Consider the following 24,014-nt stretch of genomic DNA (forward strand, 5'->3'; position numbering starts at 1 on the left):
GTTCTTGATAAATTTAATTAGCTTTTGTAAATTGTAATTAGAGATTATGATCGCATTGACACAAACTAGTTTGGATAAATTGGAGCTCTTATTTAAAGAGCAAGGTTATCGGTTAAGATTTGAAAAAGGTTCATTTAGAACTGGAGCCTGCATGCTTCAAAATTCAAAAGTTATAGTGGTCAATAAATTTTCCAGTGTCGATATGAAGGTTCAATCACTTATTCAGATCCTTCAGTCCATTCCTATAAACGAACAATTAGTAGGGGAGAAATTGAAATCTTTTTATCAGCAAATTAAACAAACGAAATTAACGATTTGAGAGTCACATTTTTAGGAACAGGAACTTCGCAAGGTGTGCCCGTAATAGCTTGCCAATGTGCTGTCTGTCTATCCAAAGATAAGCATGATAAAAGACTGCGCTCATCTATTCTTTTGGAGTACAATGGACACTCGGTTGTTGTTGATACTGGACCAGATTTTCGTTATCAAATGCTTAGAGAAAAGGTTTTACGCCTGGATGCTGTATTGATGACCCACTCTCACAAAGACCATGTTGCGGGTTTAGATGATGTAAGAGCTTTTAATTACCAGCAACAGCAATCTATACCTATCTATTCCAATAAAGCCACACACGAGGCTTTAAAAAAGGAATTTTACTATGCCTTTTCCGATTTTAAATATCCTGGCGTCCCTCAGCTCGAATTAGAAGAAATTTTCCCGGGTCAAGCCTTTGAACTATATGGTAAATCTATCCTGCCAATTGAGGTGCTTCACTATAAAATGCCTGTTTTAGGTTTTCGGATTGATGATTTTGCTTACATTACAGATGCCAAAACCATTTCCGAAGAATCCTTTGAATTACTCAGAGGAGTAAAAATTCTTGTGCTAAATGCATTACAGCAAGAACCTCATATTTCCCACCTAACACTCGAGGAGGCTATTGAAGTTTCCAATAGAATCCAACCTGAAAAGACCTTTTTGACTCATATTAGTCATCGATTTGGTAAACATAAAGACATTGAAAGATTACTCCCTTCTGAAATATTTCTGTCTTATGACCAGTTAGTTGTCGAATTTTAATAAAAAATAATTGACCAAATAAAACAAATATCAAGTTTCCTTGTTCAACTTAATGAAATCACATTTATTGGTATAAATTAATTGTTAAACATTAAAATTTGATCTATTATGGGAAATATTTTGTATTTAATCGCAGTAATTTTAGTAATTATTTGGGCAATTAGCTTCTTCGGAGGTTATGCAAGTGGTGGTATTATCCACATTTTATTGGTGATTGCAATTATTGTAGTATTACTTAGAGTAATACGAGGCAACGCCTAAAACCTCGAGTTTATTACATTAATAATAACTGAGCAATAGCTAAATCAGATTCATAGGTGATTTTCATGTTTTCATGTTCACCTGGGAAAATGAGGATGTTATTGCTCATTTTCTCTACTACTGAAGCGTCATCAGTAAACTCTGGTTTCTCCTGTTGTTTATAGGCTGCTTTTAAGATAAAAGCATCAAACACTTGAGGAGTTTGAATTAACCATACATTTTCTCGATCCATTGCAGAATTTTTATTCATTGTGCCAATACGGACCGAACTACTACTTTTAATTGCTGGTACCACAGCTTTATTCCCTTTTTCTACTTCAAGAAATAATAAATCAATTAAATTAGATGAAAGAAATGGTCGTGCGGCATCGTGGATTGCTATAATCCCTTCAGTGGATTTTGCTGATATTTCGTAGTGAATATAATCGATTCCATTCTTCACACTTTGAAAGCGTGAGTCGCCTCCATAACAAATATGATGTGGGATTTGAAATCCATGTTCTAGACAGAGATTATTCCAAAGTGCCTCCATCTCTTTTGCTATTACTACTACAATTTCTGGTTTAGTTTCAGAGTGATAAAACTTCTCAATGGTGTACATCAATATAGGTTTACCGTTGATTGGAATATATTGCTTGGGCAAATTCCCTCCAACTCTAGACCCTGTTCCTGCTGCAACAATAATTACATATTTGTTTTCCATGAATTGTAGTTTAGATTTTCAAATACAAATTATACATTGTATTTATAAAAAAAGGCAGGTTGAAAAACCTGCCCTTATATTTTTTCAGGTGAAATTATATAATCAACATAGCATCACCATAGCTGTAGAAACGGTATTTTTCTTTTACAGCTACTTCATAAGCGTTCATGACATTTTCATATCCAGCAAACGCTGCAATCATCACCAATAATGTAGATTGAGGTGTGTGAAAATTGGTTATCATCGAGTTTGCAATACTGAAATCGTATGGCGGATAGATGAATTTACTTGTCCAATCGTTAGCTGCTTTCAAGTGTTTGTCAGCAGAAACTGAGGATTCAATTGCACGCATAGATGTAGTTCCTACAGCACAAATACGGCGTTTTGTATCAATTGCTTTATTCACTACGCGAGCAGCCTCATCAGTGATGATAAACTGTTCTGAGTCCATTTTATGTTTGGTTAAATCCTCTACTTCAACAGTACGGAATGTTCCTAAACCTACGTGTAATGTTACCTCAGCGAAATCAACCCCTTTTAATTCAAGACGTTTCATCAATTCTCTAGAGAAGTGAAGTCCCGCGGTAGGAGCAGCAACTGCACCTTCATTTTTTGCATAGATTGTTTGGTAACGGAATTTATCTTCTGGTGTTGCTTTACGTTTGATATATTTAGGAAGTGGGGTTTCACCAAGAATTTCAATGTTTTTACGAAATTCCTCATCAGTTCCGTCAAATAAGAAACGAATTGTACGACCGCGTGATGTTGTGTTATCAACTACTTCAGCAACTAATAAATCATCATCACCAAAATATAATTTATTGCCTACACGGATTTTACGTGCTGGGTCAACCAACACATCCCATAGACGTAATTCTTTATTTAATTCTCTTAAAAGGAATACTTCAATAGTAGCACCAGTTTTCTCTTTGTTACCATACATACGGGCAGGGAAAACCTTGGTGTTGTTTAAGATCATTACATCTTTATCATCGAAGTAGTCAAGCACATCTTTAAAGATTTTGTGCTCTATTTTACCTGAATCACGGTGTAAAACCATTAAACGAGATTCGTCTCTTTGTTCAGAAGGTTCAGAAGCCAATAAAGACTCTGGCAGATTGAAGTTAAATTGAGATAATTTCATTTTATATAAATGCGTCAAAATTTGCCCTCTAGCCTTACTGGGGCTAGAATTTAAAAAGGCATACAAAAGTACGAAAAATTAAATAATTATTAAGTCACAATACTTTATACAAACTAAGCAAGAAAATGTTCGTTATTTGTAAATGGTGATTTAAAAACATAACAGAAAAACCAATAAATTTTTAATTAATATTGATTTCATTAAAATATATTGTAATTTAAAACGAGCTTTCACAGGCTATTATAAATTCTACAGAACTAACTTTTATGGCAGATACTACAAGAAAAGAAGATTTTGCGAATGACCTATTTCCAATACAAGATACTTTAGAAGAAATGCACCACGTGAATAATCCAGTTTTGGATTTACCACGTATTGAAAAACAGTACCTATCTCAGGTTACCGGATATACTCAAGAAAGAAATTCTTTCTACTTTACGGATGGTCGTTCGAAAGTTGAGGTAAAGGTATTCTCCGAGGACATTATCCGAGTTCGTTTGGCCCCTGAGGGATCTTTCCTAGAAGATTTCTCTTATGCCATCAGCTTTAAAGAAGATAATTATGTGTCGTACGAATTGAATGAAACTGAAACGCACTATCATGTAAAAACAAATACAGTAACATGTTCAGTTAAAAAAAGTAATTTCTTTATCAGTTTCTCAGAAGAGAATGGTGAAGTATTAAACAATGATTTTTCTGCAATGCACTGGGAGGAAAATCAAGACTATGGCGGATATTATGTGTATTGTACTAAGGAAGCTCAATCGGATGAAGTCTTCTTTGGATTAGGTGATAAGGCCTCTAATTTGAATTTACGTGGGAGACGCGTGAAGAATTGGAATTCAGATACCTATTCTTATGCTTTCAACCAAGACCCATTATATAAGACCATTCCATTCTATATTGGAATTACCAAAGGAAAGGCCTATGGAATTTTCTTTGATAATACTTTTAAGACTTTCTTCGATTTTGCTTCGGAGAATCAAAATCAAACATCTTTTTGGTCTGAGGGAGGTGAATTGCAATATTATTACATTCATGGTCCCCAAATGATGGACGTAGTTAAACGTTATCACAGTTTAACTGGAACACATTATATGCCGGCACTTTGGGCATTGGGATACCATCAATGTCGCTGGAGTTATTATCCAGAAAATAAAGTTCGTGAGACAGCCTACGAATTCCGTAAGCGTGAAATCCCTTGCGATGCCATCTATCTTGATATAGACTATATGGATGGATATCGTTGTTTTACTTGGAACAAACGTTATTTTCCAGATCCAAAGAAAATGATTGCAGATCTATCAGCAAACGGTTTTAAAACTGTTGTTATGATAGACCCAGGAATCAAAGTCGATGATAGTTATTGGGTATTTAAACAAGGGCAGCAGAATAATTATTTCTGTAGGAGAGGAGATGACTATTTTATGGAAGGTTTTGTATGGCCAGGTAGATGTCAATTCCCTGATTTTACAAATCCAGAAGTAAGACAATGGTGGGGTACTTTATATAAGGGTCTAGTAGAAGATGGTGTAGCAGGATTTTGGAATGATATGAATGAACCAGCAGTTTTTGGTCGTGGTACTTTTCCAGATGATGTTAGGCATCAATTTGAAGGGCACAGGGGCTCGCACCGGAAGGCTCACAATATTTACGGTATGCAGATGGTTCGAGCTACCTACGACGGTCTAAAAAAACTTTATAAGAATAAACGGCCTTTTACCATTTCTCGAGCTGCTTATTCAGGTACACAGCGTTATTCATCCGTTTGGACTGGGGATAATATTGCTACATGGGAGCACCTGCGAATAGGAACCTTACAGTTACAACGGTTATCCGTATCCGGCTTATCTTTCTGTGGAACGGATATCGGTGGATTTACTGGTGAACCTGATGGTGAATTGTATACTCGTTGGATGCAATTTGGTGTATTCTCACCTTTTATGCGTGTGCACTCTGCTGGTGATACTCGAGATCGGGAGCCTTGGAGCTTTGGTCCTGATTGGGAAAAAATCTGTAAAAAATTTATTGAATTACGTTATAAACTTCTTCCGTATATTTATACGAGTTTTTGGTTACAACATAAATATGGCGAACCAATTTTAAGACCAATTGCCTTGATTGAACAGCATATAGCTAAAAATCTACAACGTGAAGAGGAATTTACCTTTGGGAGTCAATTATTGGTTTCCCCGGTACTACATCCTGGTCAATTAGAGAAAATTGTATATCTACCAGAAGGTACATGGTATTATTATTTTGATAATAGTTCCTACGAAGGAGGGAAAGAACATACCATTGCGACACCATTAGATGAAATGCCATTTTTTGTCCGTGGTGGTTCCATAATTCCAGAATATCCTGTAATGCAGTTTACCGGAGAAAAGAAAGTAGAATCCTTACAGTTGAACTTTTACTTCGCCTTAGGACAACATGAATCTACCCTTTATTCGGATCATGGAGAAACCTTTGCTTATGAACAAGGGGTGTATGTGGAAAAACATTTTATTGCAGATTGTACACTCAACTCAGTAAGTATAATGCAAGGAGAGCAAGGGATTTATACGCCTTATTATAGCGATTTTAAACTATGTTTAATTGGATTACCGTTTGTAGCAAAAACTGTTAAAGTAGATGGTTTACAAGTAGATCTTGAAAAGGATGCTGAAGGCCATACATTCATTAAAATAGAACGAGATTTCAAAAAAATCACAATACAATAACCTTTGAAAAACACATTTATAGACCAATATATGCCAGACGCTGTAGTATCGCATACTTTATTATCCGAATTCGATGTTTTTTTGTTTAGAGCGGGAAGACATTATAAACTTTATGAGAAATTAGGTTCAAGGGAACTTACTGTTGAAGGTGTTCCCGGCGTTTACTTTGCAGTATGGGCACCAAATGCTTTGGAAGTATCTGTAATTGGAGATTTCAATGGATGGAATCCACATTTACATAAATTGCAGGTCCGCTGGGATAGTAGTGGTATATGGGAAGGTTTTATTCCTGCTTTGAAAAATGGAGAAGTTTATAAATACCATATTCATTCCAATACGGGTGAACATCTGGAAAAGGCTGATCCATTTGCTTTGCATGCCGAAGTACCGCCTAAAACAGCATCCATTGTTTCCACAACTTGGTATGCCTGGGAAGATTCTGAGTGGATGTATAATCGTAGAGAAAGAAATGCATTAGACCGACCTTTTTCTGTTTATGAAATGCACCTAGGCTCTTGGATGAGAGATCCTAAAATCCCGGAAAAGTTTTTAAGTTACCGTGAAATAGCCGAAAGACTTGTTCCTTACCTGCATGAGATGAATTATACGCATGTAGAATTTATGCCAGTCATGGAACATCCATATTATCCTTCTTGGGGTTATCAGATTACGGGTTATTTTGCTGCTACCTCTCGTTACGGCGGTCCCCAAGATCTTATGTTCTTAATTGAGGAACTACATAAGCATAACATTGGTGTTATTTTGGATTGGGTGCCATCGCATTTTCCAGGTGATAGCCATGGTTTGTATAAGTTTGATGGAACGCATCTTTTTGAACATGCTGATCCTAAGAAGGGCTTTCATCCCGACTGGCAATCTTATATCTTCAATTATGGGCGAAATGAAATTCGTTCATTCTTGATAAGTAATGCCTTTTTCTGGTTAGATCGATATCATATTGATGGTCTGCGTGTGGATGCAGTTGCTTCTATGTTATATTTGGATTATTCGCGTAATGAAGGCGAATGGGATCCTAATGAATTAGGCGGAAATGAAAATTTGGAAGCTGTTTCATTCTTAAAGGAATTAAATGAAGCTGTGTCCAAATATTTCCCGCACGTTCAAACTATTGCTGAGGAATCTACTTCCTGGCCCGGCGTAAGTAGAGCTACTTTTGATAATGGATTGGGTTTTGGGATGAAATGGATGATGGGATGGATGCATGATACCCTATCTTATTTCAAAGAAGATCCTATTAACCGTGCTCATCATCACGATAAATTAACATTTAGTGCTGTGTATGCCTATACTGAAAACTTTATGTTACCCTTGTCACATGATGAAGTAGTTTATGGAAAACAATCTTTAATCTATAAAATGCCGGGTGATGAGTGGCAGAAATTCGCCAATTTAAGAGCCCTTTATTTATTTATGTACACCTTCTCTGGAACAAAACTTTTGTTTATGGGAGGAGAGTTTGGCCAGACTTCTGAATGGAATGTCAACCAATCTTTAGATTGGCATTTATTGCAATTTAAACCTCATTTATCTATTAAAAAGTTTGTTAGTAAGATGAATGAGCTCTATCAGGCATACCCTGCACTTTATGAAAAGGCTTTTAGTCCTGAAGGTTTCTTTTGGATTGAACTAGAAGATCGCGCAAATAGTGTATTTGCCTATTGCAGAAGAGGACATGATATGGAAAATGATTTAGTCGTTGTTTTAAACTTGACACCAATAGTACGTAGGAATTTCCGATTAGGAGTTCCTCATCCAGGTGAATGGGAACTTTTATTAAATTCTGATGACCAAACCTACAATGGAAGTGGTATTGCTGTGAAGAAATCAGTTACTGCTGATCCGGTTTTCTGGATGAACCAAAAACAATCTATTTCCTTAGACTTGCCTCCTTTAGCTGGATTAATTTTTAAACGAAAAATGAAGTAATGAAAGTTTTCCATTTAAGCGTAGAATGTTTTCCAGTCGCCAAAGTAGGTGGCTTAGCTGATGTTGTCGGAGCTTTACCGAAATATCAACGGGAAATGGGTATAGATGCCTCTGTCATCATGCCTTATTTCAAAAGGAAATTCGTAAAAGACCATGATTTTGATGTAGTTGCCAAAGGTGATTTTTATCAAGGTTCGATTTTGTTGAATTATGAGGTGCTCAAAGAGAAACAAGATACCTTAGGATTCCCTCTGTATTTAATCCGGATACCTGGTTTATTGGATCGAGAAGAAGTGTATTGCTATGCGGATGAGGCTGATCAATGGATCGCTTTTCAACATGCATTTCTACGTTACATCAAATCAAATTCTATTTTTCCTGATATCATTCATTGCCATGATCATCATGTTGGCTTAATACCTTTTTTAATTCAACACAGTATAGATTATAAGGTATTTGACAAGGTGAAGACTGTATTTACAGTACATAATGGTCAATACCAAGGTTGGATGAATTGGAATAAGGGTATTATTCTACCCGCATTCGATACCTGGAAGTGGGGTTTATTGGATTGGGATGGATTGATTAATCCACTTGCTACTGCTATCAAGTGTTGTGATGCTTATACCACCGTTTCTGAGGGCTATTTGACTGAATTATTTCAAGATGCTAATGGCTTACAAAACCTGTTTTATGATGAGCGTCAGAAAGCAACGGGCATAGTAAACGGAATAGATACTGCTTATTGGGATCCTGCGATTGATGCTCAAATTAAGGCAAATTATGAAATAGTGTCTGTGGAAGAAGGCAAAAAGAAGAATAAGGAAATGTTATGCTCAACCTACGGTTTAGATCCGGCACTTCCTTTACTAAGCTTCATTGGTAGGTTTGCTGGTGAAAAGGGAGCAGATATTCTTCCAGAAATTGTAGATGAGTTAATCCATGATCAAGCTGGAAAGTTAAATATATTCATTTTAGGGTCAGGAGATCCTGAAATTCAAGCACACATCGCCGAATTAACTGATCGTTTTGAACAAGGAATTGCAGTTTATTTGGGGTACAATGAAGAATTGGCACATCAAGTTTATGCTGCATCTGATTTACTAATTATGCCCTCACGAGTTGAACCATGTGGCTTAAATCAGCTTTATGCCTTAAAATATGGAACTATTCCAATTGTCCGTAATATCGGTGGATTGAAAGATACGGTTATCGATGTGAAAGATGGGGGATACGGTTTTAAGTTTGAAGAAGTAGTTGTTGATCAAGCCGTTGAAGCAGTCCATCGGGCATTAAGTTTTATTAGTAAATCAGAAAACTTAAATCAATTAAGGGAAAAGTCAATGAATTTAGATTTCTCATGGGGGAAATCAGCAGGAAAATACATCGAGTTATATAACCATTTACTTAAATAATATGTCGCACAAAGTAGTTTCTATTGTCCTGGGAGGCGGGAGAGGCACCCGATTGTACCCATTGACCGATCAAAGGTCAAAACCAGCGGTACCTATTGCAGGGAAGTACAGGTTAGTAGATATTCCTATCTCTAACTGTTTGAACTCGGGATACAATAAGATCTTTGTATTGACCCAGTTCAATTCAGCATCCTTGAATAAGCATATCAAGAACTCCTACAATTTCTCCATTTTTAGTAAAGGATTTGTAGATATCTTGGCTGCGGAGCAAACCAGCGAAGGCGATTCCTGGTTTGAAGGTACAGCAGATGCGGTTAGACGAACCCAAAAGAATTTAGTGAATGTGGATTACGATTATGTGCTAATCCTTTCTGGTGATCAATTGTACCAAATGGATTATTCGGCCATGGTTGATTTCCATGTGAAGAATGGTGGGGAAATTACGATTGCTACCATTCCGGTTACTAAAAAAGAAGCAACTGGCTTCGGAATCCTTAAATCCAATGAGGAAAATGAAGTCGTATCCTTTATCGAAAAGCCTAGTAAAGACTTGTTATCTGAATGGACGTCTGAAGTTTCTGAGGAATTAGAAAAACAAGGAAGAAATTACTTAGCATCTATGGGAATTTATGTTTTTTCAAAAAATGTGATACGTAGATTGCTTGAGGAAAATAAAGGAATGGATTTTGGAAAAGAAATTATTCCTGATGCGATTGGAGATTCTAAAGTCTTAAGCTATCAATTTGATGGTTATTGGACGGATATCGGTACAATTGCTTCCTTCTTTGAAGCTAATATCGGTTTAACGGAGGATATACCTTCCTTTAATTTATTTGGTGAAACTGTCTACACCAGAGCCCGTATGTTGCCTCCCTCTAAATTATCTGGAACAACTTTAAATCATACTATTATCGCTGATGGATGTATTATTCTGGCTGAAAAGATACAACAATCAGTTATTGGTATTCGATCTAGGATAGGTTCTGGAACCGTAATTAAACTTACCTATATGATGGGTTCTGATTATTACGAAGACCTAAATGAAGTTGTCGAATTGGCAAACAGTCAACAACCACCGCCAATCGGAGTAGGAGAGCGGTGTTATATTGAAAATGCAATCTTAGATAAAAATTGCCGAATTGGTAATGATGTTCGAATTAAAGGTGGAAGACATTTGCCCGATGGCGAATTCGAAGAATACACTATTCGAGATGGAATTGTAGTTGTTAAGAAAAATGCAGTAATCCAACATGGAAGAACAATAGGATTTTAAATTTTTCCTTGTTATAAAACACCATAAATCCGGAGGTCAAAATAAAACCTTCGGATTTTTTTTGCGCAATGGTTTTAGCATGTCCAAAAACTTCATGTTTAACAAAAGTATTCGATTGTTTAACTTTTTTGTGTTGTCAGGTTAATATTTTTCTTATTAGGATTAAGTGATTTTATTTAATAACGATTAATCTATATAAACGCTTCTTTATTCATTAAATTATGTAACAAACTATTAAAACTTTGTTAAAATTGCGCAAACGATTGCAGTTTTTTATTAAATATTTCATGCTTATACTTACCAAAATAATCAAAGAATAACCACTAATTATCAGCATGAAAAAAAGACAGCCAATTAGAAACACTTGGGAATTTCTTTCAAAAAATTCACCAAGGTTGGGGAAAACCTCCATCGTTGCTTTATTGCTATGTCAGATGTTTCCAAATGGTAACACAGGCATTTTGAATGCCGCCACTTTTTCACCAAAAGCTGCAAATTATGCTTATTTCCAACAGAACACCATTATTACTGGGGTTGTAAAGGATGAAGCAGGAAATGTTTTGCAAGGTGTAACAGTAGCGGTTAAAAATCAGTCGAAAATTGCAACGACGACTGATGCTAATGGTAGGTTTGTTTTGGAAGTACCTTCCAATACAACCTTAAAAATTAGCTTAATGGGTTTTCAAACGGTAGAATTACCTGTTGAAGCAAACCAAAAAGACATTTCAATTACCTTAAAAGAGGACCTTGAAGGTATCGATGAGGTAGTTGTTGTTGGTTTTGGTACCCAAAAGAAAGAAAGTAACGTAGGTTCTCAAGCCACGATCAAACGTGAAGAATTGAAGGTTCCTGTTGCCAATCTTTCTACTGCCATTGCAGGTCGTTTAGCTGGGGTTGTAGCAACACAACGTTCCGGCGGTCCTGGCTCAGATGGTGCCAATTTATTTGTTCGTGGGGTTGCCACTTTTGCCAGCTCACCACAATCGCCATTATTAATTGTAGATGGAGTGCCAGATCGTGATATTAATAATATCGATCCAGAAGATGTGGAAAGCTTTACCATCCTTAAAGATGCAACTGCTACTGCCGTTTATGGTACCCGTGGTGCAAATGGTGTAATTATCATCAATACCCGTAAAGGTAAAGCTGGTAAACCTACCATTTCTGCAGAATTGCAAAATGGTTTTACAGGTTTTACTTATTTACCAAAATTCATTGACGGGCCTACTTTCATGGAGTTATTCAATGAAGGTTTAACCATGCGTGGTAAGCAAGCATTTTACACACCAGAACGTATTGAGAAACATCGTACAGGAGAAGATCCAGATCTTTATCCAAACGTAAACTGGTATGATGCCTTATTTAAGGATTATGCTAACTCTAACCGTGCGAACCTAAACATTACTGGTGGTGCGGATATTGCCCAATACTACCTTTCATTAGGATATTATCGTGAAACTGGTCAATTTAAAACAGATGAAATTCAATCTTATAATTCAGAACTGAAAGAAGATCGTTTCAATTTCACCAGTAATTTGACAATTAATATATCACCTAAGACGAAAATCGACTTTGGTCTTAACGGTTACTTGAAGAACTATAATGAGCCTGCATTAGGAAAAAACATCATCTTCCAATTGGCTTCCCAAGCTTCACCACACGTTATTCCAGTTCAATACTCGAATGGTTTATGGCCAATGGTTAAGGGTACAACAGAAAACCCTTATAAGGCTATGACCCAAACAGGTACGAATAATACCTATAATAATGTCTTACGTTCAAACTTACGTTTGACTCAAGATTTAGGTCTTATTACGGAAGGGCTTAAATTATCTGGTTTATTTGCTTTTGATGCAACCTTATATTCAGGTTTATATCGTGTAAGAACGCTTCCTTCTTATTTTGCTGAGGGTCGTGACGCACAAGGTGAATTAATCATGACTAATACCCAAACAGGATCACCAGACTTAGATTTTGCATTATCCCGCGGTACTTCAAGAAGGTTGTACTCAGAAGCTTCCTTAAATTACAACCGTGCATTTGGCTTGCATGATGTTGGTGGTTTGATCTTGTTTAATCAATCTGATTATTCGGATGCAAATACCAATGTAGATTCTTATAAGAAAGCTATTCCATTCCGTCAAAGAAATGTAGTGGGTCGTGCAACTTATGCTTACGATCGTAAATATTTATTCGAAACCAACTTCTCTTATTCTGGTTCTGATAACTTCACACCAGATAACCGTTATGGTTTATTCTCCTCTGTAGGTTTAGGATGGGTTGTTTCCAATGAGAAATTCTTTGAGCCAGTAAAAGACGTGATGAATCACTTCAAATTACGTTATTCATACGGTTCATCGGGTAATGCAAGTGTATTAGATGGAAACAAACGTTTCATGTACCTTACACAGTTTGCTTCCGGTGGTGGTTCTTATTCTTTTGGATTACCTGGTTCGCAGAGAACTTATACAGGGTATCTAGAATCATTAATGCGAGGTAATGTTACTTGGGAAACTTCCTACCGTCATAACGTAGGTATTGAGATGAACTTCTTCAATAACGAATTACAATTTATTGCTGAATTGTTCAGTGAAAACCGCGAAGGTATCTTATTGCAAGGTTTAGATATTCCTTATGTATCTGGATTTAATTCATCCAACGTGCCTTTCAAAAATATGGGTGCTACCAAAAATAAGGGTATGGATTTAACCCTTGAATACAACAAGAATATGGAGAATGGATTTTTCATGGCTCGTGGAACCATGAACTATAACTCCAATAAGATTGTTGCTGATAACTTACCGCCATGGGCTTACGAATATAGAAATTACGAAGGACAACGTATTTCTCAACGTATGGGTTATATCGCTACTGGATTATTTAAAACAGATGATGAAATTGCAAATGCTGCAACCCAATCAGGTGATGTTCGTGTTGGTGATATTCGTTATAAAGATTTGAATGGTGATGGAGTTATCAACTCCAATGACCAAACAGCTATTGGCTATGGTGCTACACCTTTAATCACTTATGGTTTGACTTTGGGTGGTGGTTATAAAGGTTTTGATTTAAGTTTATTCTTCCAGGGTGCAGGTCTTGTTGATTTAAATTATCAATCTGGTTTTGCTGTAACGCCTTTCTCTCAAGGTGCTACTTACGGAAATATGTATACCAATGTTTTAGATCGTTGGGATCCTGAAAACCCTGATAAAGAAACCTTATATCCTCGTTTATCAACAAACGAAACCGTTACGACGAACTATTACACCAGTTCTTGGTGGGTTAAACGTTCTGATTACATCCGTTTGAAACAAGCTGAATTTGGGTATAATTTTACCGATAAACCTTGGTTAGACCGCGTGGGAATGAGCAAATTGAGATTGTACGTGAATGGTACTAACTTATTCACTGTATCGAAATGGGATTTCTGGGATCCAGAAATTGGTGATGGTCGTGGTATCGTGTATCCTAACCTTCGCGTATACAATGTGGGTTTAAGGTTGAACTTTAAATAAGAATAACAATGAAATTTAAATATAGAAAAATCAAGGTGGCTTTAATAGTTGCAATGGCAGCAGTGACCTTAAATAGCTGTAACGATTCGTTCTTTGATGCTCAACCAGACAACTTGTTGAATATCGAAACTATTTTCTCCAATCGTGCACAAACAGAAAATTACTGGGGAGGATTATATGCGCAGATTCCTGATATTTGGGATCAACCCTATAACTATACTTTCTCTGCTACTACTGATGAGGTGGATATCTCCAACTGGCAAGAATTCCCTTTAAATAGTGGTGCAGTTACTGCAGACAATATTTCCTCACCGTATGTGAATATGTACAATAAAATCAGACAGTGTGGGATTTTTATTGCCAATGTTGATAAATGTCAGGAGCTTTTAGATGCGGAAAATGGCCCAACTTTAGTGAAACAATACAAAGCTGAAGCTAAATTTTTAAGAGCATTTTATTACTGGCATGTCATGAAATTACATGGTCCAGTTGTAATCCTGCCGTTAGATTCGGATGAGGCTGCTGGTAATAATTATCAAATTGCAAGAAGTTCTTGGGATGAGTCTGTGAAGTTTGTCATTGACCAAATGAACGAAGCTGCTGCTGATATGCCAGATGAATTTTATCAGGAGGGTACCACCACGGTTAATGGAACCCAAATCGGTCGTATCAATAAAATGATCGTGGAAGCTGTTAAATCTGAAATTACCCTTTTCAATGCAAGTCCATTATATAATGGAAATACAGATTTAGCAAATTGGAAAAACTTAGATGGTAAACAGTTGATTTCACAATCAAAAGATAATAACAAATGGGCTACTGCTGCTTCTCAGGCTAAGACTGCTATTGATCTTGCAGAAGCTAATGGTAAAAAACTTTATGTGAAAAAAGGAGCTAATGATTTCGAAACAGCATTCCTTTCCACACGTGATGTGTTTTGGGATCAAGCAGGTTTTACAACTGAAGGTGTTTGGATTCGTCCTTTTACCAACCGTGGACAATGGGAAAGTCACTCTGCTTCACGTGCTGTAACGGGGACCCCTTACAATGGTATGGGTGTAATTCAGGAATTAGTGGATGATTTCCGTATGCAAGATGGTCTAAATCCTAATCAATTCCCAGGCTATAGTGAAACAACTTATGCAACTGTTGGAAATGATTATTATGTGGTTGGAACCAATAATATGTATACCAAAAGAGAGCCAAGATTTTATTCTTATATCACATTCAATGGTTCTAAAATTATTGGAGCTCCTAAATCAGGCATGACTCGTGTTGAGTTCTATACCTCAGGTAACTCAGGTAAAAACGGTTCACCTCGTGACTGGCCTAAAACAGGTTATACTGCTAGAAAGAACATTAACCCGACTTATAGTATGAACCCTTCAGTGGTTGTCAACAGGTCTGCGATGTTAATTCGTCTATCTGAGCTTTACTTGAATTACGCTGAAGCTTTAAATGAATCACAACCTAACAATGCTGATGTCTTGAAATACTTAAATGCTGTTCGTACTCGTGGTGGAATCCCTGCATTATCTACTGGCTTATCTCAAGATCAAGTTCGTGAAGCTATCCGTAGAGAAAGACGTATTGAGTTAGTATTTGAAGGTAAGCGTTTCTTTGATGTAAGAAGATGGAAAGTTGCAGACAAACCAGGGTATGTACAAGGTGGTGTTTATAATGGTATGGATATGAATAGAGGAACTTCGCTAAGCGATCCAGCATTCCACAAACGTACGCCAGTTCTTAACCGTGCAAGATGGGATAATAAATACTATTTCATGCCTTGGCCACAAGCAGAAATAGATCGTAATAAACAATTAGTTCAGGCTCCAGGTTTTTAATCATTGAATAAGTTATGAATAAATTAAATAAAACTTTAATCGCAATAGCTTTAGGTTTGGTGACTTTTACCTCGTGTAAAAAAGATATCCCAACCTATGAGCAAACTTCCGATACGCGTGAAGGAGCTTGGTTAAGTGTTCAAAAAGCCGTAAATGGAATGCAGAGCTTAACAATCTTCCCACAGGTGGAGGAACGTAAAGACATTTTCACTGTAAATTATGGTGGATTAGGTCTTCCAGCAGATAATATTAATGTAGATTTTACAGTAGATCAACAAGCTTTTGATAGTGTGAACCGTGTTCGTGCAACTTTAGGGCAACCTGCATTGAAACCTTTCCCTGCTGGAAGTTATTCCTTAGACAAGACATCAGGTACCATCCAAGCAGGAAGTATTAGTTCAGAAAATATTTCGCTTACGTATAACCCTACCAAGTTTAGCTTAAGTGACCAATATTTATTAGCTATTAAAGCTACAAATAGTCAAGGTTATAATTTCCGCCCAGGAGCATCAACTGTTCTTTATTATGCGGCTGTAATTGAAAAAGCACATAACAAAACCGGTTGGAGTGCTTCTGTTTCTTCTGATCAAGCATCCGAAGGTGGAGGTAATGGTATAGCAGCTGCTTTAATCGATAATAACCCAGGTACCTTCTGGTCATCTACATGGAGTCCGGCAAATATACCTTTCCCACATTGGGCAGAAGTGAACTTTGGCAAAGAACTTTATGTTACACAGATTGGTTTGACTCGCCGTCAAAACAATGCCAATGGTTTCAAAACATTTGATGTTCTTGGAACTAAGGATGGAACAACTTGGATTACTTTGTTAAAAGATCAAAAAATGGTTCAAACTGAACTTGATATGCAAAGATTCCCTATCCAACCACAATACTTAAGCAAAATAAGGATTGTGATGAAGGATAACTTTAATAATCAGCTTTCAACTCACTTAGCTGAGATTGATGCAATAGGATATTAAGTATAATATTCATTTGAAAAGGAAAAGGGTTGGAGCATATGCTTCAACCCTTTGTTCTTTTATTCTTGTATATGAAAGTGAAATTCTTCTTTAAGATGCTATTTATTTAATCTTTAATAACACTTATTATTCCTCTTCATCATTCAATGCATCAAGATTCTCTTGATTATTGTCACCTTTTAACTTCTTTTTATTTGGTGTTTTCTGTATGTATTCAGCTACCTCAATAATACGTGGAATACTACTCTTAGGTGCCATGTGACGCATTTTACGAATCTTCCTACGACGTTTAAACTTGCGCACAAGATCACTTTCCACATAAAGGTTCCAGTTCATTAGCAGCACACTGAAAAGAACGACAGCTAAACCAATAATCTGCATTTTGGTCACCTCGTTCTCCGTGAAGAAATGTACGAGTATTAAAGCAACAATTGGATTCACGTATGCGTAGGTACTAACCTCAGTTGCTGGACGAACCTGTAATAAATAGATATAACAACTGAAGGCTAGAATAGACCCCATTAAGGCTAGGTAAATCATTGCTCCCCAATATTCTGGACTAACTGCAGCAATATCGAATCGGGCATATTCTCCATTTATTAATGCAACTGTTGTAAAAGTAACCCCAGCAACAACCATTTGCCATGCCGTTTTTACCATCACATTGAGATCCTCAGGCTGTTCCTTTGGATTTATGGCCAATTGTTTAGCCTTAGTTTTTTCCTTACTATATTTTGAGAAAAGCGAACCTATTGTCCAACCAATGGTACCGATCGTTAAAACAATCATAGCCAATAACCTGTTCTCTCCAGCATCTGAATTTGCAGTAGGTGAAAAAATCTGTTCTGCAAATAACATGAAAACCCCAATGAAGCCTAAGATTAAGCCTAAAAGGGTAGGGATGGAGGAAAAGTTTTCTTTCCATTTCGGTTTATCTAAAATAATAAACCAAATAGCTGTAGCTGCGGATAATATGGAGACAATACCACTAGAAATGTATTGCTCTGACCAGATTATCGCTGCCATATCCACAAATAGCAGTAAGAAACCGACCATCGCAGCATCCTTCACAGCTGGTTTATAATAGATCCTATAGCCCTTTATCCAACAGTATAACATCAATAAAGATCCCGCAATGATAAAACGAATAGAGCCTAGTACAAAAGGCGAGAAGGCATGCAATGACTTCTCAATAAAGAAAAAGGTAGAACCCCAAACGATATAAACAACCAGATAGGCGAATATAATCGTACTGTTTGACGCTTTTTTGTTGTTAACCATAAAACCTAATCCTTAAAAGGAATAACCAATTTATTGTCTTCTTTAACTGTTTCTAATACAATCGTTGTTCTGGTAGAGATAATGCCATCAATTTTACTTAAGGTATTACGCATTAGATCCACTAAACCAGCAGAATCATTTGTTCTTACTTTGATTAAGTAACCATCTTCGCCAGCAATATCATGTACCTCCAATACTTCAGGTATTTCTGCCAGCAATAAGCCAACTTTCTGAACCCCAATAATATCTTGTGTTTTGATGAAAATAAAGGATAGCATTTTTTGGTCTATCGCAGCAGGGTTGATTCGCGCATTATATTGCAAGATCACTTCTTTCTGCTCTAATTTTTTAACACGCTCTAAAATTGCGGAAGGTGCCATACCCAATTCGCGTGCGATATCCGCATTGTTCGTGCGGGCATTATCCTGCATAATGCGAAGTATCTGTAGATCAATCTGATCGAGGGAAATTTCTAGTTTTGCCATATCGTGGCAAATATCGGTAATACAGAATGAAATTCAAAATTTTTATACAAAAAATGAATTTTATTCAGAATATTAAGGTTCTTTTTGTAGAAACTTAAGTTCGTGTAAGGCTTACACTATCTTTATTTAACTACTAATATAAGCAATTTCTCTTACTCATTAAAAATATATAGAAAGTGGGTTTATTTGTGTAACAATGCTTAGTTTTGCTATTCAATCTATACTAGTCGTGTCAATACAGTCAAATTTAGCAGCCTTAGCACTATCTCTTCAGGGGGATTTATTTTATGATGCAGCACAAGTATCGCATCAAACTATGCGTTTAGCTTATTCTACAGATGCTTCTGTTTACCAAGAATTACCTCTAGCGGTTTGTATCCCACAAGATATTACAGATCTGAAGAAGTTAATTGCCTTTGCACAGGAGAATCAAGTTAGCTTGATTCCGCGTACCGCAGGAACTTCATTGGCTGGTCAAGTCGTAGGTGATGGAATCGTATTAGATGTTTCTAGATTCTTTAATAAGATTTTAGAGGTAAATGTAGAGGAAAGATGGGCAAGAGTACAACCTGGTGTCATTCGAGACGATTTAAATGCCTATTTAAAACCAATGGGATTGATGTTTGGTCCTGAAACCTCAACTGCTAGTCGTGCCATGATCGGTGGTATGATTGGAAACAATTCCTCTGGACTGCACTCCATTGTTTGGGGAGACACTAGACAGAACCTATTGTCTGCTGAGGTCTTGTTGGATGATGCTTCTTCCGTGCGTTTTGAGGCATTAAACGAAAAAGAATACTTTCAAAAGCTAAGTGCATCAAATCGCGAAGGCGAAATATATAGACAGATTAACGAACTGATTAGCAATAAAGAGAATCTGAATGCTATTCAATCCGGATATCCTAAGAAAGATATAACCCGCAGAAATACCGGCTATGCCTTAGATATGCTTACCGATACTACTGAGCCTTTTAACTTTTGTAAATTGTTGGCAGGTTCCGAAGGTACAATCGGAATTATTACCGAGGCTAAGATAAAGCTTATGCCATTGCCTCCTAAGGAGATAGGTTTGTTATGTGTACATTTTAATGATATGGTAGAATGTATGCGAGGGAATATTGTTGCCTTGCGCAATAATCCTGAAGCCTCTGAATTGGTGGATAAATATATTTTAGATTTTACAGTTGGTCATCCAACTTATCAATATAATCGCTTCTTCATTGAAGGCGATCCTCAAGCATTATTAATCATCGAATTCCGCGGAGATACTGTAGAAGAAATTCAAGCAAAAGCAGATAAACTAAAATCCGAGTTAATGTTGGAAGGATTGGGTTATGCATATCCACTCATACTGGGAACTGCACAAACCAATTTGGTATGGGATGTTCGTAAAGCAGGCCTAGGTTTAATACGTAATCTCCCAGGTGATTCCCAACCTGTGAATCTAATTGAAGATTGTGCTGTTTCTCCAGAAGACCTTCCTGATTATGTTCGTGATGTGCAGCAATTGCTCGCCGAAGAACAAGTACATGCATCCTATTATGCGCATGCTGGAGCTGGTGAATTACATATCGAACCATTTATCAATCTAAAAACTGGTCATGGTAAAAAACAGTTTCGTAGGATATTAGAGAAAACCACAGATTTAGTTCTGAAATATAACGGGTCTTTAAGTGGTGAACATGGAGATGGTCGACTGAGAGGAGAGTTTATACCTAAAGTATTGGGTGAACAAGTGTATCAATTGCTATTGGAGGTTAAGCATATATTTGATCCTAAAGCTGTATTCAATGCTAAGAAGATTGTGGATACGCCTGCAATGGATACGCATTTACGCTACGATAAAATCACCGATGCGAAGCAAATAAAAACCTATTTCGACTTTACAAAAAGTGAAAGCATATTACGCTTGGCAGAGAAATGTTCGGGCTCTGGAGACTGTAGAAAAACGGAAATTACCGGAGGTACCATGTGTCCATCGTTTATGGCTACTCGTGATGAAAAGGACACTACCCGTGCAAGAGCCAACATGCTCAGACAGTTTTTGACCAATTCCAATCAGGAAAACCGTTTCGATCATAAGGAATTAAAAGAAGTGATGGATCTATGTCTTAGTTGTAAGGGATGTAAAACGGAATGCCCTTCCAGTGTAGACATTGCGAAAATGAAAGCCGAATTCCTACAGCATTATTACGATGCAAATGGAAGCAGCTTTCGTTCAAAGCTGATAGCCAATTTTACCCAATCTCAAAAGTTGGGTTCTTTAGTCGCTCCGCTATATAATTTCTTCGCTACAAATGCCTTGACTTCTTCTTTGATCAAGCAAGTTGCTGGATTCGCTCCTAAGCGTTCTTTGCCTAAGGTTTATGGAACTACCTTGAGTAAGTGGGCCAACAAGCAAACGCCTCAACCCGAGAAACCAAAAGTTTATCTGTATAGCGATGAATTTACCAATTACAACGATACAGAGATAGGTATCACCGCTTTTAAGCTTTTAACCGCCTTAGGATATGACGTACTGGTTCCAAACTTAAAGGAGAGCGGCAGGACCTTTCTTTCAAAAGGATTCGTTAAAAAGGCTAAAACCATTGCTAATGCCAATGTAGAATTAGCTGCCACTATTATATCAGCCGAGACACCATTATTAGGCATTGAGCCATCGGCAATCATTACCTTCCGTGATGAGTATGTTGATCTCGTAGATCCTTCAAAACGTGAAAAGGCTGTAGAATTAGCGAAACATGCTTTAATGATTGATGAATTCTTGGTACGAGAGATTGCAGCTGGTAAAATACATCCTGAACAATTTACTGCACAACCTCAAAAAATTAAACTACATGGTCACTGTTACCAAAAAGCGTTCAAGTTAGTGGATTACACCAAGCAGGTGCTTTCTTTCCCTCAAAATTATGAAGTGGAGGTTATTCCATCTGGATGTTGTGGAATGGCAGGATCCTTTGGTTATGAAAAGGAACACTATGAAGTTTCCCAAAAAGTGGCAGAATTGGTGTTGTTTCCTACTTTGCGAAAAACCGGTGATGAGTATGTGGTGGCGGCTGCAGGAACATCGTGTAGACACCAAATAAAGGATGGATTAGCACGAAAATCCTATCATCCCGTTGAAATTCTTTATGACGCTTTGATTAAAAAATAAGAACATTTATTTCTTATGTTTGTTAATCCATAAATAAAAGAATTATGAAAAAACGTACGTACATCGGCTTAAGTTTTGCAGCTTTAATAGCACTGGCATCTTGTAATAATGCATCTAAAACAGAAAATCAATCTTCAGATTCTACTGGTACTTCAGTGGCTGCATTAAATCAATTGACTAGCAATAAAGACGCTGAAAAATTACACTTATATTTTCATTTAGAAGAAAAAGGACAAACAGATTCTTCTGTAGTTTATCAGGCAAAGTCTTTGTACAATCAAGATACAGTAGGTTTTAATGTAGAGGTAGTTAAGGATATTGCACCAGGGGTTACCGCGACTGGTGGGGCTGATGAAAATGCCGGTTTCCGTGAAGGAGCTGTTAAAATATCCTCCCTTGGACCTATTTCAGATAATTTTGTGAAAAGCTTAGGTGACTTGATGAAATTACCGACCGATGGAAAAATGAGCTCTTCAACGCTATTACCACTTGTGTTCTCATCAAACAAGGATAAAGTGGATTTATCTAAATCCGCAACCTATTCTTTCAAGTATTTCTTCGAGAATGGAACAGGTACCCCAGCTGAACTATTTGGTGTTGTAGATACCTACAAAAAATCCTTTGAATTAACAGAAAAAGACTCAACATACAGAAAAGCAGTAATTGCCTCCTTTGAAGGTAAATAATTTGTTGGAGACCGCTTCGCTAATAGATGTGAGATATGAGATCGCTTCGCTGTTAGATAGAAATATGTGAAAAATAATATATTATTTATTTCACAGTTGTTTGTAGGGTCGATGCATGCATCGACCGCCACTTTTTTCATTTCACTCCCCAAGGCATCGTCATTGCGAAGTTAGCTGATGGAACTTCAAACTATTCAATACGGAATTAGTAAATTAATGAATATTGGTACACGGTCGAAGCATGCTTCGACCCTACAGCTAAGGTTGTATTAGACTTTATTTTCCACATTTCATGTAGGGGCGATGCATGCATCGCTCGCCCCGTAAAGTTTCAATTTTCTACATTTTCCCATCTATTTCTGATGTCTTTCGTCTGTTATCTAATCGACTCACACAGGGGTTTGCTAGGGGTTGGATTCGAGAACCCTTCGGATCTCCTTCGGAACTTGTTCGGATCTCCTTCGGATCTCGTTCGGTTAGAAGCGAACGAGATCCGAAAGAAGTCCCTATCAGATCCAAGGAAATTCCCTAAGAGACTCGAAGCAATATGGAGGGAATACCCTTACTGAATGGAGTCATTATGCTTGCAATAAATGGTAATGTATCTAGTCTTTCAGTGAAAAGTATCTTTGTTTCGCATCCAACAAATACAAAATGAATTTAAGGTTGTGAATCAAGCTAATTTTGATATTTTTTTTATACCAGAATTAATTCTTTTTCGTAATTTTCACACATCAAACCAATCACACATAACTTGAAATGAAATTCAAAATCGAAAAGAAAAAAATTCCTATTACAGGTAAGCATATATCCCTATTTATTGTTTTTTGTTTGGTCACAGGAATTTTCTTTGTTGGCGTGTCTGTTGCCAATAATTACAAAAGACAGCACAAAAGAACAGAAACATCCTTAGATCAGATTAAAAATGACCCGGTTTTGTATAATCATGTGGTAAAAGATCTAATAGGATTGAAGGAATTTTATTATTCCCAAAGTGAAAATGGCGCATCCTATGTGCAATATAAATTGAATGGTAAAAGGGTCATCTTAGCAAAGTTACCGTTTGAAGTGGATAGTTTGAGTTTGCAGAAAGGTAATCTGCCTGAGGTTGAAACTGGTTTTACTCGACTGAGTTTTGAAAACAATATGGTCGTTAAGTATTTTTATCCAACTATAAACTCGAAAATTAATAGTAAACAAAATTTGGTATTGGAAACGGATAGTTCAATGATATTATCAGAGAACTTAAAGGATTTCCACTACAATTCTAATTTAATCTTTAAAATCAAAGATGAGAATTTGTTTGTGGTAGAAAATAAAGATCATCAAAAATTTAGTTTTCACACTGAAAATATATCTGGCACTTCCATCTGGGAGTTTAGGGCTGAGTAATATCTTTTTGCTTCATTTCCTGTCAATTTAGTTCATCTTAAGTCAATCTTTGATAATTCATTTAAGAATTTAGGTCGACCTAAATAGATTGTTTATTTTTAAGCCATATTCTAATTATTTCCTAATTCTGC

Annotated in this window: 17 protein-coding genes; 13 read left to right on the forward strand and 4 right to left on the reverse strand. The window is 36.8% G+C overall.

What is annotated here, in order from left to right:
• Nucleotides 1-46: 46 nt before the first annotated feature.
• From ACP6L2_RS02525 to ACP6L2_RS02535, 3 genes are all read left to right on the forward strand, one after another.
• Nucleotides 47-319, forward strand: a complete 273-nt coding sequence (locus tag ACP6L2_RS02525; RefSeq protein WP_440507732.1) for a hypothetical protein — start codon at nucleotides 47-49, stop codon at nucleotides 317-319.
• Complete coding sequence (locus ACP6L2_RS02530; RefSeq protein WP_440507733.1) at nucleotides 316-1,080, forward strand: MBL fold metallo-hydrolase; 765 nt, start codon at nucleotides 316-318, stop codon at nucleotides 1,078-1,080. Before ACP6L2_RS02525 ends, ACP6L2_RS02530 begins: the two co-directional genes overlap by 4 nt.
• Before the next feature lie 108 nt (nucleotides 1,081-1,188).
• A complete protein-coding gene (locus ACP6L2_RS02535) occupies nucleotides 1,189-1,341 on the forward strand; it encodes a lmo0937 family membrane protein (protein ID WP_344672672.1) in 153 nt (50 codons plus the stop codon).
• A 13-nt stretch (nucleotides 1,342-1,354) separates the two neighbouring features.
• Here ACP6L2_RS02535 and ispD read toward each other — a convergent pair whose 3' ends face one another.
• Complete coding sequence (gene ispD / locus ACP6L2_RS02540) at nucleotides 1,355-2,044, reverse strand: 2-C-methyl-D-erythritol 4-phosphate cytidylyltransferase (protein WP_440507734.1); 690 nt, start codon at nucleotides 2,042-2,044, stop codon at nucleotides 1,355-1,357.
• Between the two features lie 94 nt (nucleotides 2,045-2,138).
• Nucleotides 2,139-3,188, reverse strand: a complete 1,050-nt coding sequence (gene queA, locus ACP6L2_RS02545) for a tRNA preQ1(34) S-adenosylmethionine ribosyltransferase-isomerase QueA (RefSeq protein ID WP_440507735.1) — start codon at nucleotides 3,186-3,188, stop codon at nucleotides 2,139-2,141.
• Between the two features lie 266 nt (nucleotides 3,189-3,454).
• Between queA and ACP6L2_RS02550 the strand changes: the two genes are divergently transcribed.
• The 7 genes from ACP6L2_RS02550 to ACP6L2_RS02580 all read left to right on the forward strand — a co-directional run bounded on the left by ACP6L2_RS02550 (nucleotide 3,455) and on the right by ACP6L2_RS02580 (nucleotide 16,885).
• Complete coding sequence (locus ACP6L2_RS02550) at nucleotides 3,455-5,911, forward strand: glycoside hydrolase family 31 protein (protein ID WP_440507736.1); 2,457 nt, start codon at nucleotides 3,455-3,457, stop codon at nucleotides 5,909-5,911.
• A 30-nt stretch (nucleotides 5,912-5,941) separates the two neighbouring features.
• A complete protein-coding gene (gene glgB, locus ACP6L2_RS02555) occupies nucleotides 5,942-7,858 on the forward strand; it encodes a 1,4-alpha-glucan branching protein GlgB (protein ID WP_440508674.1) in 1,917 nt (638 codons plus the stop codon).
• Entirely contained in the window at nucleotides 7,858-9,273 is a 1,416-nt protein-coding gene (locus ACP6L2_RS02560) for a glycogen synthase (RefSeq protein ID WP_440507737.1), read from the forward strand. Before glgB ends, ACP6L2_RS02560 begins: the two co-directional genes overlap by 1 nt.
• 1 nt (nucleotide 9,274) lies before the next feature.
• Nucleotides 9,275-10,546, forward strand: coding sequence for a glucose-1-phosphate adenylyltransferase (locus ACP6L2_RS02565; protein ID WP_440507738.1), 1,272 nt, complete (start codon nucleotides 9,275-9,277; stop codon nucleotides 10,544-10,546).
• Between the two features lie 335 nt (nucleotides 10,547-10,881).
• Nucleotides 10,882-14,061, forward strand: coding sequence for a SusC/RagA family TonB-linked outer membrane protein (locus ACP6L2_RS02570; RefSeq protein ID WP_440507739.1), 3,180 nt, complete (start codon nucleotides 10,882-10,884; stop codon nucleotides 14,059-14,061).
• An 8-nt stretch (nucleotides 14,062-14,069) separates the two neighbouring features.
• The gene (locus tag ACP6L2_RS02575) at nucleotides 14,070-15,905 is read left to right on the forward strand and encodes a RagB/SusD family nutrient uptake outer membrane protein (RefSeq protein WP_440507740.1); all 1,836 of its coding nucleotides are present in this window, start codon (nucleotides 14,070-14,072) and stop codon (nucleotides 15,903-15,905) included.
• A gap of 14 nt (nucleotides 15,906-15,919) precedes the next feature.
• Nucleotides 15,920-16,885, forward strand: coding sequence for a discoidin domain-containing protein (locus ACP6L2_RS02580; RefSeq protein ID WP_440507741.1), 966 nt, complete (start codon nucleotides 15,920-15,922; stop codon nucleotides 16,883-16,885).
• 126 nt (nucleotides 16,886-17,011) lie between these two features.
• Here the strand turns inward: ACP6L2_RS02580 and ACP6L2_RS02585 are convergent, their stop codons facing one another.
• A complete protein-coding gene (locus ACP6L2_RS02585; RefSeq protein WP_440507742.1) occupies nucleotides 17,012-18,166 on the reverse strand; it encodes an EamA family transporter in 1,155 nt (384 codons plus the stop codon).
• A 5-nt stretch (nucleotides 18,167-18,171) separates the two neighbouring features.
• Nucleotides 18,172-18,651: an Lrp/AsnC family transcriptional regulator gene (locus tag ACP6L2_RS02590; protein ID WP_344672662.1), complete on the reverse strand. Its 480-nt coding sequence runs from the start codon at nucleotides 18,649-18,651 to the stop codon at nucleotides 18,172-18,174.
• A gap of 229 nt (nucleotides 18,652-18,880) precedes the next feature.
• Between ACP6L2_RS02590 and ACP6L2_RS02595 the strand changes: the two genes are divergently transcribed.
• The 3 genes from ACP6L2_RS02595 (at nucleotide 18,881) to ACP6L2_RS02605 (ending at nucleotide 23,883) form a co-directional block, all read left to right on the forward strand.
• A complete protein-coding gene (locus ACP6L2_RS02595) occupies nucleotides 18,881-21,805 on the forward strand; it encodes an FAD-binding and (Fe-S)-binding domain-containing protein (RefSeq protein WP_440507743.1) in 2,925 nt (974 codons plus the stop codon).
• 44 nt (nucleotides 21,806-21,849) lie between these two features.
• Nucleotides 21,850-22,491, forward strand: coding sequence for a hypothetical protein (locus ACP6L2_RS02600; protein ID WP_440507744.1), 642 nt, complete (start codon nucleotides 21,850-21,852; stop codon nucleotides 22,489-22,491).
• Nucleotides 22,492-23,250: 759 nt separating this feature from the next.
• The gene (locus ACP6L2_RS02605) at nucleotides 23,251-23,883 is read left to right on the forward strand and encodes a hypothetical protein (RefSeq protein WP_440507745.1); all 633 of its coding nucleotides are present in this window, start codon (nucleotides 23,251-23,253) and stop codon (nucleotides 23,881-23,883) included.
• The last annotated feature ends 131 nt before the right edge of the window (nucleotides 23,884-24,014 follow it).

Source organism: Sphingobacterium lactis (assembly GCF_051951495.1).
Classification (GTDB): domain Bacteria; phylum Bacteroidota; class Bacteroidia; order Sphingobacteriales; family Sphingobacteriaceae; genus Sphingobacterium; species Sphingobacterium lactis_A.

Coding starts and splice junctions, on each gene's coding strand:
- ACP6L2_RS02525 (WP_440507732.1), top strand. CDS start 47: ATGATCGCATTGACACAAACTAGTTTGGATAAATTGGAGCTCTTATTT.
- ACP6L2_RS02535 (WP_344672672.1), top strand. CDS start 1,189: ATGGGAAATATTTTGTATTTAATCGCAGTAATTTTAGTAATTATTTGG.
- ispD (WP_440507734.1), bottom strand. CDS start 2,044: ATGGAAAACAAATATGTAATTATTGTTGCAGCAGGAACAGGGTCTAGA.
- queA (WP_440507735.1), bottom strand. CDS start 3,188: ATGAAATTATCTCAATTTAACTTCAATCTGCCAGAGTCTTTATTGGCT.
- ACP6L2_RS02550 (WP_440507736.1), top strand. CDS start 3,455: ATGGCAGATACTACAAGAAAAGAAGATTTTGCGAATGACCTATTTCCA.
- glgB (WP_440508674.1), top strand. CDS start 5,942: ATGCCAGACGCTGTAGTATCGCATACTTTATTATCCGAATTCGATGTT.
- ACP6L2_RS02560 (WP_440507737.1), top strand. CDS start 7,858: ATGAAAGTTTTCCATTTAAGCGTAGAATGTTTTCCAGTCGCCAAAGTA.
- ACP6L2_RS02565 (WP_440507738.1), top strand. CDS start 9,275: ATGTCGCACAAAGTAGTTTCTATTGTCCTGGGAGGCGGGAGAGGCACC.
- ACP6L2_RS02570 (WP_440507739.1), top strand. CDS start 10,882: ATGAAAAAAAGACAGCCAATTAGAAACACTTGGGAATTTCTTTCAAAA.
- ACP6L2_RS02575 (WP_440507740.1), top strand. CDS start 14,070: ATGAAATTTAAATATAGAAAAATCAAGGTGGCTTTAATAGTTGCAATG.
- ACP6L2_RS02580 (WP_440507741.1), top strand. CDS start 15,920: ATGAATAAATTAAATAAAACTTTAATCGCAATAGCTTTAGGTTTGGTG.
- ACP6L2_RS02585 (WP_440507742.1), bottom strand. CDS start 18,166: ATGGTTAACAACAAAAAAGCGTCAAACAGTACGATTATATTCGCCTAT.
- ACP6L2_RS02590 (WP_344672662.1), bottom strand. CDS start 18,651: ATGGCAAAACTAGAAATTTCCCTCGATCAGATTGATCTACAGATACTT.
- ACP6L2_RS02600 (WP_440507744.1), top strand. CDS start 21,850: ATGAAAAAACGTACGTACATCGGCTTAAGTTTTGCAGCTTTAATAGCA.
- ACP6L2_RS02605 (WP_440507745.1), top strand. CDS start 23,251: ATGAAATTCAAAATCGAAAAGAAAAAAATTCCTATTACAGGTAAGCAT.